The sequence below is a fragment of the Halostella pelagica genome (genome assembly GCF_004762015.1).
In the GTDB taxonomy this organism is placed as follows: Archaea; Halobacteriota; Halobacteria; order Halobacteriales; family Natronoarchaeaceae; genus Halostella; species Halostella pelagica.
Map to the genome: position 1 here is coordinate 42,944 of NZ_SJES01000002.1, position 17,047 is coordinate 59,990.

Annotated in this window: 24 protein-coding genes; 18 read left to right on the forward strand and 6 right to left on the reverse strand. The window is 62.5% G+C overall.

The annotated features are described in order from the left end of the window. Positions 1-26 precede the first annotated feature (26 nt). Together EYW42_RS04580 and EYW42_RS20080 are read left to right on the forward strand one after the other, a co-directional pair. Positions 27-566 (forward strand): CBS domain-containing protein, encoded by a 540-nt coding sequence (locus tag EYW42_RS04580; RefSeq protein ID WP_135534087.1) that lies wholly within the window; start codon positions 27-29, stop codon positions 564-566. Between the two features lie 110 nt (positions 567-676). Further along, a complete protein-coding gene (locus EYW42_RS20080) occupies positions 677-2,026 on the forward strand; it encodes a hypothetical protein (RefSeq protein WP_135534088.1) in 1,350 nt (449 codons plus the stop codon). A 15-nt stretch (positions 2,027-2,041) separates the two neighbouring features. Here EYW42_RS20080 and purM read toward each other — a convergent pair whose 3' ends face one another. Further along, entirely contained in the window at positions 2,042-3,013 is a 972-nt protein-coding gene (gene purM / locus EYW42_RS04590) for a phosphoribosylformylglycinamidine cyclo-ligase (RefSeq protein WP_202613813.1), read from the reverse strand. 156 nt (positions 3,014-3,169) lie between these two features. Here purM and EYW42_RS04595 point away from each other — a divergent pair, with 156 nt between their 5' ends. Genes EYW42_RS04595 through EYW42_RS04610 form a run of 4 tightly spaced genes read left to right on the forward strand, consistent with a single transcriptional unit; the run spans position 3,170 to position 5,744 of the window. Then, complete coding sequence (locus tag EYW42_RS04595) at positions 3,170-3,661, forward strand: hypothetical protein (protein WP_135534089.1); 492 nt, start codon at positions 3,170-3,172, stop codon at positions 3,659-3,661. Then, positions 3,658-5,127 (forward strand): molybdopterin-dependent oxidoreductase, encoded by a 1,470-nt coding sequence (locus EYW42_RS04600; protein WP_135534090.1) that lies wholly within the window; start codon positions 3,658-3,660, stop codon positions 5,125-5,127. Before EYW42_RS04595 ends, EYW42_RS04600 begins: the two co-directional genes overlap by 4 nt. Positions 5,128-5,169: 42 nt before the next feature. Next, entirely contained in the window at positions 5,170-5,445 is a 276-nt protein-coding gene (locus tag EYW42_RS04605; protein WP_135534091.1) for a winged helix-turn-helix domain-containing protein, read from the forward strand. 8 nt (positions 5,446-5,453) lie between these two features. Beyond that, positions 5,454-5,744, forward strand: coding sequence for a hypothetical protein (locus EYW42_RS04610; RefSeq protein ID WP_369335309.1), 291 nt, complete (start codon positions 5,454-5,456; stop codon positions 5,742-5,744). 41 nt (positions 5,745-5,785) lie between these two features. Here the strand turns inward: EYW42_RS04610 and EYW42_RS04615 are convergent, their stop codons facing one another. After that, the gene (locus EYW42_RS04615; RefSeq protein ID WP_135534093.1) at positions 5,786-6,391 is read right to left on the reverse strand and encodes a metalloprotease; all 606 of its coding nucleotides are present in this window, start codon (positions 6,389-6,391) and stop codon (positions 5,786-5,788) included. Next, on the reverse strand, positions 6,391-7,710 hold the full coding sequence (locus EYW42_RS04620; RefSeq protein WP_135534094.1) for a TraB/GumN family protein: 1,320 nt from the start codon (positions 7,708-7,710) through the stop codon (positions 6,391-6,393). Before EYW42_RS04620 ends, EYW42_RS04615 begins: the two co-directional genes overlap by 1 nt. 124 nt (positions 7,711-7,834) lie before the next feature. Here EYW42_RS04620 and EYW42_RS04625 point away from each other — a divergent pair, with 124 nt between their 5' ends. Then, positions 7,835-8,275: an acyl-CoA thioesterase gene (locus EYW42_RS04625; protein WP_135534095.1), complete on the forward strand. Its 441-nt coding sequence runs from the start codon at positions 7,835-7,837 to the stop codon at positions 8,273-8,275. A 72-nt stretch (positions 8,276-8,347) separates the two neighbouring features. Beyond that, a complete protein-coding gene (locus EYW42_RS04630) occupies positions 8,348-8,806 on the forward strand; it encodes a hypothetical protein (protein ID WP_135534096.1) in 459 nt (152 codons plus the stop codon). A 78-nt stretch (positions 8,807-8,884) separates the two neighbouring features. Here EYW42_RS04630 and EYW42_RS04635 read toward each other — a convergent pair whose 3' ends face one another. After that, the gene (locus EYW42_RS04635) at positions 8,885-9,472 is read right to left on the reverse strand and encodes a hypothetical protein (RefSeq protein ID WP_135534097.1); all 588 of its coding nucleotides are present in this window, start codon (positions 9,470-9,472) and stop codon (positions 8,885-8,887) included. A 209-nt stretch (positions 9,473-9,681) separates the two neighbouring features. Here EYW42_RS04635 and EYW42_RS04640 point away from each other — a divergent pair, with 209 nt between their 5' ends. Next, complete coding sequence (locus tag EYW42_RS04640; protein WP_135534098.1) at positions 9,682-10,188, forward strand: GNAT family N-acetyltransferase; 507 nt, start codon at positions 9,682-9,684, stop codon at positions 10,186-10,188. Between the two features lie 342 nt (positions 10,189-10,530). On the opposite strand, the gene EYW42_RS04645 is transcribed toward EYW42_RS04640, so the two are convergent. Next, a complete protein-coding gene (locus tag EYW42_RS04645; protein ID WP_449271865.1) occupies positions 10,531-10,701 on the reverse strand; it encodes a DUF7576 family protein in 171 nt (56 codons plus the stop codon). 114 nt (positions 10,702-10,815) lie between these two features. Here EYW42_RS04645 and EYW42_RS04650 point away from each other — a divergent pair, with 114 nt between their 5' ends. The 6 genes from EYW42_RS04650 (at position 10,816) to EYW42_RS04675 (ending at position 13,887) form a co-directional block, all read left to right on the forward strand. Beyond that, positions 10,816-11,484, forward strand: a complete 669-nt coding sequence (locus EYW42_RS04650) for a helix-turn-helix domain-containing protein (RefSeq protein ID WP_135534100.1) — start codon at positions 10,816-10,818, stop codon at positions 11,482-11,484. A gap of 56 nt (positions 11,485-11,540) precedes the next feature. After that, complete coding sequence (locus EYW42_RS04655) at positions 11,541-11,882, forward strand: DUF7344 domain-containing protein (RefSeq protein WP_135534101.1); 342 nt, start codon at positions 11,541-11,543, stop codon at positions 11,880-11,882. Positions 11,883-11,960: 78 nt separating this feature from the next. Beyond that, positions 11,961-12,314: a cupin domain-containing protein gene (locus EYW42_RS04660; RefSeq protein ID WP_135534102.1), complete on the forward strand. Its 354-nt coding sequence runs from the start codon at positions 11,961-11,963 to the stop codon at positions 12,312-12,314. A 217-nt stretch (positions 12,315-12,531) separates the two neighbouring features. Next, on the forward strand, positions 12,532-12,714 hold the full coding sequence (locus EYW42_RS04665; protein WP_135534103.1) for an HEWD family protein: 183 nt from the start codon (positions 12,532-12,534) through the stop codon (positions 12,712-12,714). Positions 12,715-13,003: 289 nt separating this feature from the next. Beyond that, positions 13,004-13,309: a divalent-cation tolerance protein CutA gene (gene cutA, locus EYW42_RS04670; protein WP_135534104.1), complete on the forward strand. Its 306-nt coding sequence runs from the start codon at positions 13,004-13,006 to the stop codon at positions 13,307-13,309. Between the two features lie 89 nt (positions 13,310-13,398). Further along, positions 13,399-13,887, forward strand: coding sequence for a 50S ribosomal protein L11 (locus EYW42_RS04675; protein WP_135534105.1), 489 nt, complete (start codon positions 13,399-13,401; stop codon positions 13,885-13,887). A gap of 30 nt (positions 13,888-13,917) precedes the next feature. On the opposite strand, the gene EYW42_RS04680 is transcribed toward EYW42_RS04675, so the two are convergent. Continuing rightward, a complete protein-coding gene (locus EYW42_RS04680) occupies positions 13,918-14,703 on the reverse strand; it encodes a hypothetical protein (RefSeq protein ID WP_135534106.1) in 786 nt (261 codons plus the stop codon). A 220-nt stretch (positions 14,704-14,923) separates the two neighbouring features. Here EYW42_RS04680 and EYW42_RS04685 point away from each other — a divergent pair, with 220 nt between their 5' ends. The 3 genes from EYW42_RS04685 to rpl12p are packed head-to-tail and all read left to right on the forward strand — an operon-like array spanning position 14,924 to position 16,987. Further along, a complete protein-coding gene (locus tag EYW42_RS04685) occupies positions 14,924-15,562 on the forward strand; it encodes a 50S ribosomal protein L1 (protein WP_135534107.1) in 639 nt (212 codons plus the stop codon). Between the two features lies 1 nt (position 15,563). Continuing rightward, a complete protein-coding gene (locus tag EYW42_RS04690) occupies positions 15,564-16,622 on the forward strand; it encodes a 50S ribosomal protein L10 (RefSeq protein WP_135534108.1) in 1,059 nt (352 codons plus the stop codon). 5 nt (positions 16,623-16,627) lie between these two features. Further along, entirely contained in the window at positions 16,628-16,987 is a 360-nt protein-coding gene (gene rpl12p, locus EYW42_RS04695) for a 50S ribosomal protein P1 (RefSeq protein WP_135534109.1), read from the forward strand. Positions 16,988-17,047 lie beyond the last annotated feature (60 nt).

Genomic DNA, 17,047 nt, shown 5'->3' on the forward strand with positions numbered 1-17,047 from the left:
TTTATAACCGAAAGTAATCTGGGGGTATGGAACTCCCGACGCCGGCCGACTTACGCGAGCGGCGGAACGAACTGGGACTAACCCAGAGCGAACTCGCGGAGCGAGCAGACGTGTCTCAGCCGCTCATCGCGCGTATTGAGGGCGGCGACGTCGACCCGCGACTGTCGACGCTTCGACGGATCGTCAACGCGCTCGAAGCGGCAGAGGGCGGTATCGTCCGCGCCGAGGACCTGATGCACGAGACGGTGATACACGTCGCCCCCGACGACGAACTCCGAAAATCCGTGGGGAAGATGGAAGACGAGGCGTACTCCCAACTCCCCGTTATTCAGGAAGGGATACCGGTCGGGAGCATCAGCCAGAGCGATCTAGTTCACGTCGACGAAGGCGCTCGCGGTGAACCGGTACGCGAGTTCATGAGCGAGAGTTTCCCGACCGTCTCGAAAAACGCGACGTTAGACGAGATCAGCAGTCTGCTCGACCACTACAAGGCGGTGATGGTAACCGAGGACGGTGAGACCGTCGGTATCGTCACCGAGGCAGATCTGGCGGCGCGACTCTCCTGAGCGGTCTGTTTCCGACCCCGGTTACTTGAATCACACAGTACACGATAGGTTCGTGACACCATTGATCACGGCTAAGTGCTCTCCTGCGGACTAGCGTGATGGTGGGGATAATGAGTAACGAACGAAACAGAGACGACACGTGGAACGCAACGAGAGACCCGGGGACGATCCGCGAATGGGGTGAAGAACGCGGAATCAGACCGTACCGACGACGGGATGCCGAGGAACACGAGGTCGACTTCCACCGCCCGGAAGAAGCGTCTGACCGACACGAAGAGGTAGAGTGGAATCGCCTCGGAGAGACCATGGAGGAACGTGACCTGGTCTTCCTCTACGGCGACAACTCGGACGAGTACGAACTGGTGTCCCACGACGACGCCATCGAGCGTGCGACGATGGAGAGCGACGCGGTCGAGGAGGCGCTTCTCGAAGGCGAAACCGTCGAGACGGAGGTCGTCGAAACGAAGGTAGTCGAGACGGAAGTCGTCGAACACGAGACGATAGAGAGCGAAGTCGTTGACACCGAACTGCTCGGAAGCGAGGTGATCGAAAGCGAGGTCGTCGATCGGAACGTCATCGACACGAGGTTCACCTCCGACGAGATGGTCGACGACGACCGCGGGACCGACGAGATACCACCGGGGCGGCCGGAAGACCTGACGCTCGAAGCCGACATCGAGGAAGTACGGGCCGAGACGCGCGAGCAGTTCGAGCGCGTAATCGTTGAGAGCGAAGTCGTCGAGAGCGACGTGGTCGAGAGCGACACCGTCGAGACCGACGCGGTGGAAACAACCGTCGACGTGGAGGGCGTCGAACGACACCTGCTTCAAAGCGACGTCGTCGGCGCGGGGGAACTCGACGAGAACGCGGTCGACACCGAGGTTATCGAGAGCAGGATGAAAGAGGGGGATATCATCGAAACCGAGTTCGTCAAGCGCACGCTGGTTGAGGAGGAAGTCGTCGACGAGTACCGGAACGTCTACGACCTCGAGGACAGTGACCGACTCGCGAGCGACATCGTCGAGACGGAGTACCTGGAGTCGGCGGTCGTCGGGGAAGAAGCCGTGCCGGCCGGCGAGTTCGAAGAAATGCGCGCCGAGCCGACTGTCGAGGCCACCGCGGGGACCGCCGGACGGACGAGTTCCGGCGGGGCGGCCGCTTCCAGTCCGGACGAGGAGTACGCCGAAGGCGAAGCCGTCGGGACCGGGAACGAACCCGGCGGCAGTACCGTCCAACTGACCGACGACGACGTCGGCAAGACCGTCGTGGACGAACACGGTACCGACGTCGGCATCGTCTCGGACGTCGAGGCCAGTAGAATACACGTAAACCCCGAATCGGGGATCGCAGAACGGATCAAGTCGAGTCTCGGTTGGGGAGACGCCGACGAAACCTACGCTATCGGCACCGACCAGATCGACCGTATCGACGACGACGAGGTCACCCTCAGGAGCATCTAGTCGAAACGCCAGAGACTACAGCGTCAGGCCGCGGATCGAGACGCCGTCGCCTTCTTTTACCGTACCGATGACCTGTCCGTCGGTCGCGTCCGCGAGCGGGTCCGCACTGTCCGCCGGGACGGCGGCGACGAACCCGGTCCCCATGTTGAACGTGCGGTGCATCTCCTCGTCGCTGACATCACCTTCGGACTGGACGAACTCGAAGACGGACTGTGCCAGAAGCGGGTCCGTGATATCATAGCGGTTCTCGCCCATACGTTCGAGGTTGGTCCACCCGCCGCCGGTGACGTGGGCCGCGGCGCGGACACCGTGGTCACGCAGGTCGTCGAGCAGGTATGTGTAGATCCGCGTCGGTTCCAGCAGTTCTTCGCCGATGGAGCGGTCGGAGTTCGGCGGGAACGGGTCGGTGTACTCGTGATTTCGGGTGACGGCTTCGCGGGCGAGTGTTAGCCCGTTCGAATGGATGCCGCTGGACGGGAATCCGACGAGGCGGTCACCGGGTTCCGCCTCGCCGTCGAAGATGGCGTCTTTCGGTGCGAGGCCCGCGCAGGTCCCGGCCAGGTCGAGGCCTTTGATCACGTCCGGCATCACCGCCGTCTCGCCGCCGAGCAGTGCGATCCCGGCGTCGTCGGTGCCTGCGGCGAGGCCCTCGCCGATCTGTTCCGTGAACTCGTCGTTCGGTTCGTCGATGGCGATGTAGTCGACGAACGCGACCGGGTCGACGCCGGCCGCCACCAGGTCGTTGGCGTTCATCGCGATGCAGTCGATACCGATCGTCGAGTAGTCTTCGAGCGCCTCCGCGACGAGCAGTTTCGTCCCGACGCCGTCGGTCGCGAGCGCCAGGTAGCGGTCGCCGATGTCGAGCAGTCCGGCGTACCCGTCGACGTCGCCGAACGCCGACAGCAGCGCCGCCGTCGCCGCCTCGCTCTCCTCGATATCGACGCCCGTGTCGGCGTAGGTCAACTCCTCGGAGTTCTCCTCACTCATAGGCGATATCGCTCCCGGCGCGAGCAAAAGGTCATCGGTCCCGCTCAGGCCGGTCCGGACGACGGATCCCGAACGAATTCTAGACGCAGTTTGTACCGACACCGAACCGAGTTTGAAAAATCGGTTTATCCCAATCCTCTCTGCATACAGACGGAGATGAACCGACGACACTTCGGACGGACGCTCGTGGTAGCGCTTATCGGACTCACACTGGTCTCTCTGCCGGTCGCAGGACTCACAGCGGTCGACGACTCGCCGCCAGACAGTTCGAACACTGCCCCGTTGACGACGACCGCCACGATGGACGACGGGATGGAAGAGAACGAGAGCGACGGGATGGACGATGACATGGATGACAGCGACGGGATGGGCACGACCGAATCGATGAATGATGGCGACGACATGAACGACAGCGACGGCATAGACGACGGCGACGGTATGGAAACGACCGAAGAGATGAACGATGGTGACGGCATGAACGACAGCGACGATATGGAAACGACCGAAGAAATGAATGATAGTAACGACATGGACGACGGCAACGATATGGACGAAGAGGAAAGCGATGGCGGGTCGCTCGACGGCTTCGGAATCGTCGCGGTCGCCCTGGCCGCCGTCGCCATCCTGGGGTACACTCGACTCCGATGATCGATACACTCCGTGACTATCGGTCGGCGTTCGCCCTCGCGGGAGCGGGCGGTCTCGCATCCGTCGCTGGGTCGTACGCCGCAACCGGGTTCACCCCTCAGTTCGTCGGGGCGGCGACCGAGGAGGTCCTCCGGGACCTCTCGCCCAACGTGCTTGTTGCGTTTGCCATCGAGCAACTGGGCGACCTCGGCCACCAGTTGTTGCTTGTCGGCGCTATCGCGACCGCTATCGGCCTGTTCGCGCTCGCCGGATTCGCGGGGATCGTTGCGGCCGACCGGACCGGCCACGCGCTCCCGGGTGTCGCGGTCGGCGGCGGGATCGCGCTTGCACTGTCGTTTACCGTGGGGTCGCCGGTACTCTCCGCGGCAGCCACAGCCCTGCCCGCAGCCGCGGTCCCAGTTGCCAGGCGGGTCAGCGACGGACCGGCCGAGACTTCCGAGCGCCGCCGCGCCGTCCTCGGTTCAGTCGGATCGCTGCTCGGCCTTGCGGCGGCCGGGACCGTCATCGGGACGCAACGGGACACCGGGATCGAAACGGAACCGCTCGACGAGCAAGCGGAGACGGAAGCGCTACTGGACACCGCAGAAGAGCGCTCGCTCGACGTAGCCGGAATCGAGGGGCTCGTCAGCGACGAGTTCTACGAGGTCGATTACAGTAGCTTCGACCCAACCGTCGATCAAGACGACTGGGAACTGGCGGTGACGGGTGAGGTCGACGAGCCGTTCACCCTCGACTTCGACGACCTGCGGGAGAGAGAGTCAGAACACCGATTCGTCACGCTTCGCTGCGTCGGCGAAAACCTGAACGGGAAGAAGATGGACAACGCGCTCTGGACCGGAACGCCGGTCGCGCCGCTTATCGAGCGGGCCGGTCCCCAGGGCGGATGCGAATGCGTCAGGCTCCACGCCGCGGACGACTACTATCAGGTGTTCCCGCTGTCGGCCCTCCAGCGTGGGTTCCTGGCGTACGGAATGAACGGGACCGAACTCCCCAAAGGCCACGGCCATCCCGTCCGGACGTTGATACCCGGCCACTGGGGCGAGATCAACGTCAAGTGGGTCACCGAAATAGAGGTGCTCGACCAGGAGGCGGAAGGCTACTGGGAGGAACGCGGCTGGCACGGTACGGGCCCGGTCGAAACGGTCGCGAAACTCTACGACGAGGGCGTCGAACACAAAGACGACGGAAACGTCCGACTCGCCGGTCACGCCTACGCGGGGACGCGCGGAGTCCAGACAGTCGAGGTGTCGACCGACGGCGGCGACACGTGGGCCGAGGCGACCCTGTCGGAACCGCTCCCGGGAGACGACGTGTGGCGACAGTGGAGTCACGAGTTCACGCCGTCGGGCACACACGAAGTGGTCGTTCGCGCCGTCGACGGCAACGGCGACGTACAACCGGAGGAGCGGTCCGACTCGTATCCGAGCGGTCCCACCGGCTGGGTCTCCAGAACCGTTGAGAGGTAACGGTGAAACTATATAATCCGGGACAGACCGACACGTACGGAGATGGAACAGGCGCTCTGGTATCTCTTCGCCGGTACGCGGGGCGGCGAAACGCGGGCGCGGATCGTCCGCACGCTATCGGAGCGTCCACGCAACGCGAATCAGATCGCGGAGGCGATCGAGATGGATTACAACACTGTTCGTCACCACCTAGATATGCTCACTGAACACGACGTCCTCGAGAGCGGCGAGAACGAGTACGGCAAACTGTACTTTCTCACGGACCGCTTCGAGCAACACCGCGAGGAGTTCGAGACCATCCTCGACGAAGTGGAGTAACCATGGCGATGGGCACCGAAATCATGGTTGCGAGCGCCCTCTCGGGGGTCAACATCCTCCTGTTAGCGGGCCTGACCGCTGTCTGGGTGCGGAATTATCGGACCTTCCGGACGCCGCTCATCCTGGGGCTGATCGCCTTCGGGAGCGTGATGCTGCTCGAAAACGCTACCGCGATCTACTTCTTCTTCAGCACGAAGATGCTGTACTCCGGTGACCCCGGCGTACAGACGGCTGTTGCAGTCCTCCGCGGGATGCAGTTCGTCGCGCTCGTCTTCCTGGCGTGGGTGACGGCGAAGTGACGACCGACCGGCGTCGCGGGCGGTCCGACTTCCCGCGGTAGTCAGTATCCGGGCGTTCCGAGGAACATCCACACCACGAACGCCGCGGCCGGAACGAACACGGCGAGATACACCGCTTTGTTCCACTTCCAGACCGTCTTCCCGTCGAGTGGGCCGTACGGGATCATGTTGAACGCCGCGAGGAAGCCGTTGATGCCGACACCGAGACTGCCGACCGAGTAGCCGCTGACGTCCGGGCCAGCGCCGGTGAGCGCGAGCGCGCCGAACGGAACCATCAGCAGGATGTTCGTTACCGGACCGGCGAGCGATATGAGGCCGTTCTCTCGGCGCGTGATCCGACCGCGGTGGTGGACGGCACCCGGAGCCGCGAATATAAAGCCGGCAAGGGCGCTCATGATGGCGATAAAGAGCATCCCGTAGTCGGCTCGGAACTCCGCAATCTGGCCGAATCGGACTGCGACGAACTTGTGAGCGAGTTCGTGGAGGAGGAACGCAACCCCGACAGTCAGCATGCTCACGGGGAGAAACGAGAGGATAGCGTCCGGATCCATGGCGCGCGCAGCAGGGACGAAAAAAAGCGTGAACGCGAGGCCGAGCGCCAGCCACGCCGCTACCAGATCGACGACCTCGCGGCCGGAGAAACGCATCAGGTGACCAGCTCCCAGATCAGTTCCGCGCTGTTTTCCGCACCGGCGATCAGTTGGTCGAGGACGCCGCTGACGCCACCTATCTCGGGGGCGAGCCACGGCAAGACCGTGAACGGAAAGAGGAAACTGGCGATCATGCTGCCGATGTTCGTCAGCGCGACGACCATGATGAGTCGGAACAGCGGCACGTCGAACATCTGTCCAATGAGGTCGCGGATCGGCGTCTCCTCGTCGCTCATGATCTCGTTCAGCTTGCCGATATCGCCGATGTCGACGGAGCGGTGCCGGAGCTCCATGTAGCCGGCGAACCACCCCGGAGCGAGCAACGGATTGACGCTGGTGAGCCACGCGACTGCGCCGCCGACTCCTGCGCTCGTCCAGCGCGCGCCGGCTATCTTCGCCAGCGAGAACGCGAGAACACCGTTGAACAGGAACCACGCTCCGAACAGTTTCAGGAGGAACGTGTCGTTGACGCCCGCCATGATGAGCAGGAAGAAGAACACGAGAAAGCCGACGGTAAAGAGGTATCCGAGCAGCTTAACCGGCGAGAACCAGCGTTTGGAGTGGGTCCCGACGAGCGATTCCATCGGCGGTAGCGTCTCGGGGTTTTCGAGGTAGCCTTCGATCCCTTCGCGGTGGCCGGCACCGACGGTGGCGACGACGTGATACCCCTGCTCCCGTAGCGCAAGCAGTTTGTGGGCGATGAAGGCGTCCCGTTCGTCGATGAGCGCCTCGGCTCCGCCAGGGCTGAACCGCCGGAACTCCTCTATCATCGCCGTGACGACGTCCGCGTCCGTGATGTCCTCCATATCGAACTCCTCTTGCGGTTCGCCGCCGAATCCGAACAGCCCGAGAAAGAGGCTCCCGACCATCTTCACTTTCTCGATGAACGTCATCCTCGCCCAGAACCGCTGGATCGTCACCTGGATGTTTCGGTCGACCAGCGCGACGCCGATACCGAGTTCCTCGGCGGTGTCGATAGCGGCTTTCATGTCCGCACCCGGCTGGATGTCGAACCGTTCTCCGAGTCGCGCCTGAACGTACGAGAGCATCCAGTAGGCGAGAAACTGAAACACCGTGTTGCCGCGCAAGAGGTCGCGGGCTTCTAGGTCCTGGCCCGCTTCGCCCTGCATCTGTTGGTATCTGCCCTCGTCTAATTCCACCGCAACGATGTCGGGACGCTCTTCCTCGATAGTCCGTTCGACTTCCTCTACGCTGTCGGCGGAGACGTGAGCCGTTCCGACGACCTGCACCCTGCCCTCGCCGGAGGGCGGGTGCGACGCCTGGGGAGGCGTCGCCGACTCCGCTTCGTCACTCATGCACATCGATATACTGCCGCGGCTTTTACCACTGTCGGAGAGTCGTGACGGCGAGAACGGCTTTCGGCGGCCGGCACTCGTTCGATCCGACAGTATCTTTCCCGGGCCGTGACAACTCCCGAACATGCCGAGTCTGATGGACACGTACATCGAGAACCGCGAAATGGTGCAGCCGAACCACGCCAACAGCCTCGACACCGTCCACGGTGGCAACGTCATGAAGTGGATGGACGAGATCGGCGCGATGTCAGCGATGCGCTTCGCCGGCGAGGCGTGTGTCACCGCCCGCGTGAACGAGATGAACTTCCGCCAGCCGATATACGTCGGGGACACTGCCGTCATCGAGTCCTACGTCTACGACACGGGCGAAACTAGCGTCAGCGTTAGACTCCGAGCGTTCCGCGAGAACCCGCGGACCGGCGAGCGCGAACCAACGACCGGATCGTACTTCGTCTACGTCGCTATCGACGACGAGCACGACCCCGTTCCGGTCCCCGAGCTCACGGTCGATAGCGAAGAAGGGAAGCGACGGCGAAACGCGGCGCTCTCTACGAACGATCGCTAAGCGTTCGGTCCGCGGTCGCCGGGGAGGTGACTGAACGACACTACTATTCCTCGCGCCGGCGTAGGGTACTGTATGACTCTCGATGTCGACGCGCCCGACCCGCCCGAACTACAGGAGACGGACCCGGAAGAGTACGACGACGTCGAGGTGACGGGGAATGCGAACTACCGCCGTCAGGACCTCGAACAGTTCCTGAAAGACGGCGCGTGGGCGGACGCCTTCGACGAGTGGCGAGGGAACACGGACATGGACGAAGGGGAGTTCGAAATCGCGAGGGACCTCGGTCTGTTCCGGGAGTTCGACTTTTTCTGGGACGACTTTGCCGACAGAGTCGGCTATCACGCGCCCGGCATTCCCGAGGACTGGCGCGAACGCGACTATCATCCGGACCTCGACTCCTGGGGAACGGTCTCCGCTATCAACGCTGGACTGACCGAACTCGGTCAGGTCGTCAGCGAGGTACTGAAGCAAGACTTCGTAGACTGGGAAGCGGAATACGACGCACCGGACGACCTTCCGGATTTCGACTAAGGCATCCGAGAAGCAGAGCGGGTCGCGACCGGACGAGCTAACCAAACGGAGACGACTGGGTCACGGTCGTTTTACCTGTCAAGTATCCTGCTCAGCCGTGAGCGTTCCGAACGTAACCGAAACCTTCCGCTTCTCGCCCGATAACGGTGACCGTATTTCGACGGTCCACTGTCCCGGTTCTGATGAATCCACCGTCCAGGTTCTGATGCCGATGGCCTCTTTCATCGAATCACCCGGATCCACAGACCGGTGGACAGTCTCGTCCGGACCGATAAGCTCGACCGTGTGCCCGGTACTGAAATGGACGTGAATCGAGAGCGAATCGGCGCTCGTACTGACGCCGGCGTAAAACGTTGCGACGGTTCCGGGATCGAGCATCGTCGACTGGGTTCCGGTGTCGGTCTCGACCCGTTTCTCGTCGTTTCGGTCTCCCTCTAACCCCCCTTGCGAGTGCAACCGTCGGACGGTGTTTTCCCGGTCGTGGACAGCCGTTTCCCGGTTGCTGGCACACTCCGGACACTCGGTGAGCGCCGTGGCAAAGGCGTGCCACGTCCCCTCCCCCTCGAAAACCTCCGGCAGTGAGCCGTCGTCGACCCCACTACGAGAGTGAGTGGGGTGCCTCTGAGTCCCGTTCTGTCGTGTCTCGTAGTGATGTCGTTTCGACATGGTGTTTTCTCCGTCGTCCGTGATGGGTGACCCCCGTCCCCCACGTCCCCTGCGTGATCGAACGCCCCGGTATCGCCCCAAGTTGCCCCGATAACACCATAGTTGGGGGTACAAAAGGGGTTTGTGACAAACCCGTCCAAACGTACCCGATTCACCAGCGATCCGACAGCCAGCGAAAAACGTAACGGTTTTTCCAACGAAACTCCCGCATGGAGATCCGCCCAGCCACCGAATCGGACGTATCGACCGTCAAGGGGATCGCTGAACGGTCGTGGGAGCAGGATTACCCCGAGTTCGTCAGCCGGGAAACTATCGACGACACGGTCGAAGACTGGTATGCCGAGGGGAAACTGAGAGACGTGGTCGACGCTGACGACGCCGAAATATTCGTCGCTGACGACGGCGGCGCTATCGTCGGGTTCGCCCATGTTGTCTGGGACGTATCCGAGGGGGACATCCTCCGTTTGTACGTTGCGCCGGATTACCGCCGGCAGGGAGTCGGCACGCATCTCCTCGCATCAGTTCGTGACGAACTGTTCGGAAGGGGCGTCGAACGCATCCGAGCGATGGTACTCGCGGAGAACGAACTCGGGAACGCGTTCTACGAAGAACACGGCTTCGAGCGATCGGAAGAGAACGAGACGCAGGTCGGGGACGAACGGCACCCGGAAACCGTGTACTCTCTCCAGCGGGTGAAGACCGGAACGAGCCAGTAACACATCGGATACATGTCATTTTTCCGCTGTCTCGAAGAGGGGATCCGTCACTACCGCCCGTGACGGAACGCAGTACGCGCCGAGGGCCCGCGAGAACGAACAGACGGCGCGAAGCGAGCGCGGTGCAGTGCGCCGTACTCCCGCCTGAACCGACACCGCGCGATGGTTACCGCACGCCGGTGTTGGGCCGGGTATCCGGTATAAACCTTAGGAGCGGCGCTCTCGACGTTCGCGGTCTCCCACGTCATCGTGACGTTTCCACTCGTCGTAACAGTGGTCGGAGGTCCACTGGTTGTCCCACTTCGAACGGCGTTCGTTTCCGGCTTCGACGACAGTCCCTTGTCAGGTGTACTCACCGGGAGATTCTTCGAACTCGTCGCGGTGCTCCTCGGAACAGAAGTGGAACTGTTCGCTCTGGTACTCCGTTACGATCTGGTTCTCCTCGCCCTGGTATATCTCCTCGCCGCAAACAGGACATTTCTCCATACGGGATCTCTCTACGTCGAGCGGCATAAGCCGCCGCCCCAAAGACGAGCGGGCGGGGGAGGTAGAGCATGCTGTGACGGTCCCCGACGACGCCCCGAGCGGCCGCAGAGGTTAGGTACTTTGAGGCAATAAACCGGTCGAATGCCAACTATCGCGGAGTTCAGCCACCCGTCGACGGAGTTCGTTCTCGGACGGGCACTGCAGGAGGACCCGGAGGTAACCGTCGAGGTAGAACGTATTGTCGCTGATACCACGAACCGCGTCACCCCGTTCTTCTGGGCACGGGGCGACGGTATCGACGAGTTCCACGACGCGCTACGAACCGATCCGAGCGTCAAGGACGTGCGCCGACTCGACGACAGTTCCGAAGGGCGGTTCTACCGCGCGGAGTGGGACGAGAACGCGGAACCGCTCGTGTACGCCCTCGATGACGTAGGCGCGACGATACTGGACGCAGTGGGAGACAACGGGAAGTGGCACGTCCGGATCCTGTTTCCCGACGACGAATCGCTCGCCGAGTTCCACGACCTGTGTGCAGCGTACGACCTCTCGTTCGAACTGGTTCGCCTGTACAAGGCGGATACGACGAGCGATCCAGCGGTACAACATCTCACGGACGAACAGCGCGAAGTGCTCGAACTCGCCTACGATCAGGGGTATTTCTCAGTCCCCCGTGAAACGTCGATGGAGGAACTCGCGAACGAACTGGATATTTCTACGAACGCTATCTCGAAGCGCCTGCGGCGCGCGCACGAGACAGTGCTCGAAGAAACGTTCGAAGGCGTCAGGGGAACGGCGACCGACACTTAAACCGGTTCGATATCGAACCCGTCGATGCTTTCGGGTCCGCCGCGTGAGTGATACTGATGGCTACCAACCGATCGCAATCGCTCGCCGACCCTGTGCAAACGGTGTTCGAGGCACTGTCAAATAGCCGCCGGCAGCGGATCCTCTCCTATCTCGCCGAGAGGAGCGACAGTGCGTCGCTCGACGGACTTGCGGGACATCTCGCAACAGAAACCGGGGCAGATCCCGCTGAGATACGGATCTCACTCGTCCACTCGGACCTCCCGAAATTAGAGGAGATGGGAATGCTGACTTACGACCGCGAGACGGAGACGGTACGGCGATGCATGTTAGCGGAACAGGCCATCACTGCCCTCGAAACCACTCGGACGGTGTTAGCCGTTGACGGCACGGCGGAATGATCGGTGTTCTCCGGGACGATGTGTCTCCGATGTAAGTGAGCGTGTCGGTTTTTGCGTCTGCGAACCGAACTAGCGGCCATGTACTCCCGAACGACAGTCGATGAACTCGACGAACGGGATATCGAGGGGATCGAACCCGGTCTGAAAGCAGTCGGATACGAACTCCGGCCTGAGGAGATGCGGCCGAGCGTCTGGTCGTTCGACGAGGGAGAATCGAACAACCGCCACAGGCACGATGCTCAGGAAGAACTGTATTTCGTCGTCGACGGGCGATTCGAGATGGACGTCGGAGACGAAACGTTCGAGGTCGGTGCCGGCGAGTTCGTGGTAGTCGACCCCGACGCGTGGCGGCAGTTGACAGCGCTGACAGAGAGTACGCTGTTCGTCGTGGGCGCGCCGAACGTCGAGGGCGACGCCGTGACCGAGGAGTGAGAGCGGGTCGGACGACGCTACCCGGCAAATGCGTTCAGGTCACGCGTCCGGGTATCCGGAGTGTACGGGCGGGGCCAACGGTCGGACGCACATACCGGAAATGTTAGACGAAAGGCCGTCGACCAGCCCGGTGTTTGAACGTCCGAAAACCGAGAGGAAGGTGAACTCGACGCCCGCAGATGGCACTGTTATATACCTCGACAACGTTGGGACGGGTATGGGTACAGGACTCCAGACCCCGTCGTTTCGGGAGTGCGAGCGGTGCGGTCGAAGCGAACACTGGGACGAGGACGACGAAACCTGGCGGATCCGCGAGGAAGACGACGAACGCCAGGTCGGAAATCCCCACTGCATCCACGAGTGGAACATCACCGGATCGTTCAGTCCGTTCAAGAATTAGCCGGACGGCGGCCAGCGAGACGGTAAAGCTCCGGTTGGAAACGACCGCAAAGCGTCGGTGTGAACGAACATAAGTTATTGATGACGAACGCGCGTACGTACACGATGAATGCATCTAAGCGCGAAGAGTAATCTGATAGGGGTTCGACACGACTGAGACGAGTTCAACACGGCGTATTTCTGATACAGATTCAACACAGTGCAGATACTCTACAGAACCGACTGCGGTTTGACCTGCCAAACGCACCGCAGTGATCGCTTCTTTGTCCGTGGCTACCGTAGCGCTCGCTATGCCGACGGTTTACATCACCGCGCCGCGGGACGACGCAGCAGAGATCGCAACGACGCTCGTCGAGGACCGACTTGCGGCCTGCGTCAACCGGGTCGACTGCGCGTCGACGTACCGATGGGAGGGAGAGACCCACGAGGATGCGGAGGCTATCCTGCTGGCGAAGACCTCCGCAGATCGGTACGACGACCTGGTCGACCGCGTCGAGGCGATCCATCCTCACGACGTTCCCTGTATCGAACGGTTCTCCGAGGAAGACGTGCTTTCGACCTTCGCCGAGTGGCGAAACGACGCGGTGAGCGAGTAACCATCCGCCGCGACGGGTCCAGCGACCGGATCCGCCCCCGGTCACTGCGAAAAGCAACCCTTAAACCTCGCGCGGAGGTTCTTTCCCGTATGGCTGGTACCATCGAAGTGCTCGTTCCGGGTGGCCAGGCCGATCCTGGCCCGCCGCTCGGTCCCGAGCTCGGACCGACGCCTGTCGACGTACAGGCTGTCGTTGGCGAGATAAACGATCAGACCGAAGCGTTCGACGGGACGGAAGTCCCCGTCACCGTCGAGTATGACGACGACGGCTCCTTCGAGATCGAAGTCGGCGTTCCGCCGACGGCCGAACTGATCAAGGACGAGGCCGGGTTCGACACGGGTAGCGGCGAACCGCAGGAGAACTTCGTCGCCGACCTTTCGGTCGACCAGGTCAAGCAGATCGCGGAACAGAAACACCCCGACCTGCTCTCGTACGACCTGAAAAACGCCGCGAAGGAGGTCGTCGGCACCTGTACCTCGCTCGGCGTCACCATCGAAGGCGAGAATCCGCGCGAGTTCAAACAGCGGATCGCCGACGGCGAGTACGACGACCAGTTCGCGGACGCCGCCGAAGCGTAACGGCGGTCGACAGGCGGTTCGGTTCTTCTGTTACCCCCAGACCAGCAGCGCCGCGTACGCTGTGGCCCCGACCAGAAAGTAACCGAACTGGCTCTCCCGCTCGGACGGGAGTTCCTCCTTGATCACGTTCAGAATCACGCCCCCGCTGACGAATGCGAACGCCCCCATCACTACGGCGTGATGAACGTGGACGACCATCGACAGCATCCACCCGCCGACAACAGCGGCGGCCAGTATCCACCGACCCAGTCGGTCATACGCGTCGCTGTGGTGGCGGCGGAGACTGTCGTCGTTGACGACGAAGTGAAATCCCATCGCCACCGCGAACAGGACGGCGTTGTCGCCGCCCGTCGCGCGTCCAGCGAGCAAGTAACCGACGAGAGCGTTCAGTAGGCCGTACGAGAGCATGTGTGCCCAGAAAACGGGGGTTCCCCACTCGCTCACCTCGCCTTCCCGAATCCCGCTCGATTCGTCGGGAGCGGGTTCACCGTCGTCGTCGACTTCCCCGTCGAAACCCCGTACACGCACTGCCCACCGTTCGAGCCCGTGAAACAGTGTGAACCCGACTAGCGCCATGAGGTACGCGTGATGGGCCAAGTAGTCGACGAGCGTGTGTTCGGCCTCCGCGATGATGACCTGCCCCGCCCCGAGTTCCGGAAGGACGTGAACGAACACGTACGCGACAGAAACGCCGCCGCCGAACGAGAGCCAACCGTCGCGCGGAACAACCGCTGAGAACCGGACATATCCCGCGCCGGCGTGGACGGCGGCCAGAGCCAGTGCGAGCCCCGCCGTCAGCAAGAAGTGACTCGACACGCCGGACGTACGTCCGCAAGCGAAAAGGGCTGCGGGGTCAGGTGGGTTCGTACAGAGTCGGCGGAAAACGGTGACAACCGACCGTTCGGAAGCCGGTAGCGCTGGAACCCTTCAGCCGCTTCGACGGGTTTAAGTTCGAGATGGGCCACTGTTCGGGTGAGACAGGCATCGCCTGTTTCACTGACCCGTAGGAGCGTTACGCGTACTACGGAGGTGAACGATGGCAGATCAGGATATAGAGCAAGCAGTGTCCAGCGCACTCGAGGACTCACCCGAGCGGAACTTCCGTGAGACGGTGGACCTCGCGATCAACCTGCGCGACTTAGACCTTAACGAACCGTCGAACCGTGTAGACGAAAGTATCGTTCTCCCGGCCGGAACCGGCCAGGAAACGAAGATCGTCGTGTTCGCGGAGGGCGAAACCGCCCTCCGCGCCGAGGACGCCGCCGACGACGTTCTCGACGGCGACGAACTGGCCGACCTTGGCGACGACGACGACGCGGCCAAGGACCTGGCGGAAGAGACCGACTTCTTCATCGCCGAGGAGAGCCTGATGCAGGACATCGGTCGATACCTCGGTACTATCCTCGGCCCGCGAGGGAAGATGCCGACGCCGCTGTCCCCCGACGACGACGTCGTCGAGACGGTCAACCGCATGAAAAACACCGTTCAGCTACGCAGCGGCGACCGCCGGACGTTCCACACCCGCGTCGGTGCGGAGGACATGTCCGCGGAGGAGATAGCAGACAACATCGACGTTATCCTCCGCCGTCTGCACGCGGACCTGGAGAAGGGCCCGCTCAACATCGACACGGTGTACGTCAAAACTACCATGGGCCCGGCAGAGGAGGTGGCCTGATATGAGCGCCCAGGCGGAGCGCAAGACTGAGAACTTGCCCGAGTGGAAGCGAGAGGAGGTCGACGACCTCGTTTCGCTCATCGAGAGCTACCAGAGCGTCGGCGTCGTCAACATCGCCGGCATTCCGTCGCGACAGCTTCAGGACATGCGCCGTGGCCTGCACGGTACTGCGGAGCTTCGCGTCAGCCGGAACACGCTTCTCCAGCGTGCGCTGGACGAAGTCGGCGGCGGACTCGAAGACCTAACCGACCAGATCAAAGGTCAGGTCGGTCTCATCGGAACGAACGACAATCCGTTCGGCCTGTACCAGGAGCTCGAAGCGTCGAAGACGCCGGCTCCAATCGGTGCAGGCGAAGTCGCGCCCAACGACATCGTCATCCCCGAGGGTGACACGGGCGTCGACCCGGGCCCGTTCGTCGGCGAACTCCAGAACGTCGGCGCCTCGGCCCGGATTCAGGAAGGTTCGATTCAGGTTACGGAGGACAGTACCGTCCTCGAAGCCGGCGAAGAAGTCTCGGCCGACCTGTCGAACGTCCTGAACGAACTCGGCATCGAGCCGAAGGAAGTGGGTCTCGACCTGCGCGCCGTCGTCTCCGAGGGCGTCATGTTCGACCCAGAAGACCTGGACATCGACGTCGAGCAGTATCGGAGCGACGTTTCGACGGCGGCGGCCCGCGCACGGAACCTGGCTGTCAACTCCAAGTTCCCGACCGCACAGACCGCGCCGACGCTCGTCGCGAAGGCCACGGGCGAGGCCAAGAGCCTCGGCCTGCAGGCCTCCATCGAGAGCCCCGACCTCGCCGACGATCTCGTGAGCAAGGCGGACGCGCAGGTCCGCGTGCTCGCGGCACAGATCGACGACGAAGAGGCACTCCCCGAGGATCTGCAAGGCGTCGAAGCGCCCTCGGCGGGCGCTGAAGCGGAATCCGAGGAAGCATCGACTGACGACCAAGACGAGGCCGAACCCGACACGGAGGAGTCCGAAGAAGCCGACGACGATGACGACGACGATGACGACGAAGACTCCGCCGCGGAAGGACTCGGCGACATGTTCGGATAACAACAATGGAATACGTTTACGCAGCACTCATCCTGAACGAGACTGGCGAAGAGCTCAACGAAGACAACCTGACCGGCGTCCTCGAGGCCGCCGGCGCTGATGTGCAGGAATCCCGCGTCAAGGCTCTCGTGGCCGCGCTGGAGGACGTCGACATCGACGAGGCCGTCGCGGAGGCCGCTGCAGTGCCCGCCGGCGGAGCCGCTGCCGGTGGCGCTGCCGCCGAAGGCGGTGCCGAGGAGGCCGACGAAGCAGAGGAAACCGAGGAAGCCGACGAGGAACTGCCGGATACGCAGGACGACGACGAGGACGAAGGCGACGGCGACGACGAGGCCAGCGGCGAGGGTCTCGGCGAACTCTTCGGTTAAATCCGGATTCACAGCCTTCGAACTTTTATTGGCGCTACTTCGATAGCGACGGGTGTCACC